Genomic DNA, 1,038 nt, shown 5'->3' on the forward strand with positions numbered 1-1,038 from the left:
TCTGTCGCACAATCTTTGTGCGGTATTGCCTTATATCAACATGACAGGAGGAAATATACATGAATCCAATTCGAATATGCTCTGCCTTCTGGACGGCTTCTTCTGCGGTTGCCACAGATACCACAGATCTGGCACCTGCCGTACAGAACATGGTGGACACTGTAGGGGAAGAAGTAAAGCAGACTTCCGGCATACTGAACAAAATTTTTCAGCCTATGCTGGACAAGCTGCCGTCCATGATCTTTGCCATACTGTTTTTGCTGATCGGCTTTTTTCTGGTAAAACAGATCATGCGGATCCTGAAGCGGGCATTCAACCGTTCCAACATGGACGGCATCATGTCCAGTTTCATTCGTTCCGTTGCCAAGATCGTACTGTATGTGCTGCTGATCGTCATTGCTCTGTCCATTCTGGACGTGCCCATGGATTCCATTGTTGCCGTGATCGCGTCTGCCGGCGTAGCAGTCGGTCTTGCCCTGAAAGACAGTCTTTCCAATCTGGCAGGCGGTTTTATCATTTTGTTCTCCAAGCCGCTGAAAGAGGGGGACACCATTGAAGCTGACGGCGTGACGGGTAAGGTAGAAGCCATTACCATTCTCTACACCCGCATTGTCACTGCGGACAACAAGACCGTTTTTATCCCAAACGGCGTAGTCGCCAGCGGCAAGATCATCAACTACACAGACAAGGATACCCGCCGCGTAGACCTGAACTTCGGCATCAGCTATGAGGACGATATTGATGCTGCCCGCAAGGTACTGCTGGAGCAGGTGCAGGCGGCTCCGGAGGCTTTGGCAGAACCGGAAGCGAAAGTGGTGGTGTTCAGTCACGACGACAGTGCTGTGGTGCTGCAATTGCAGGTGTGGACCAAGAGCGAAAACTATTGGCAGCTGCACTACCGGCTGCTGGAGGACGTGAAAAAGGCGTTCGACAGCCACGGCATCTCTATTCCGTATCCGCAAATGGACGTACATATGCCGGAAGAAACCACGGATTCCAATTCCTAAGGAAACACTGCATAAAGCTTGTGCGTAAGAT

The 1,038-nt window shown here is 51.0% G+C and carries 1 protein-coding gene; it reads left to right on the top strand.

What is annotated here, in order from left to right; genetic code table 11:
• Positions 1 to 59: 59 nt before the first annotated feature.
• Positions 60 to 1,007: a mechanosensitive ion channel family protein gene (locus RUMCAL_RS07550; RefSeq protein WP_242823496.1), complete on the top strand. Its 948-nt coding sequence runs from the start codon at positions 60 to 62 to the stop codon at positions 1,005 to 1,007.
• The last annotated feature ends 31 nt before the right edge of the window (positions 1,008 to 1,038 follow it).

The organism is Ruminococcus callidus ATCC 27760 (genome assembly GCF_000468015.1).
Classification (GTDB): Bacteria; Bacillota; Clostridia; order Oscillospirales; family Ruminococcaceae; genus Ruminococcus_C; species Ruminococcus_C callidus.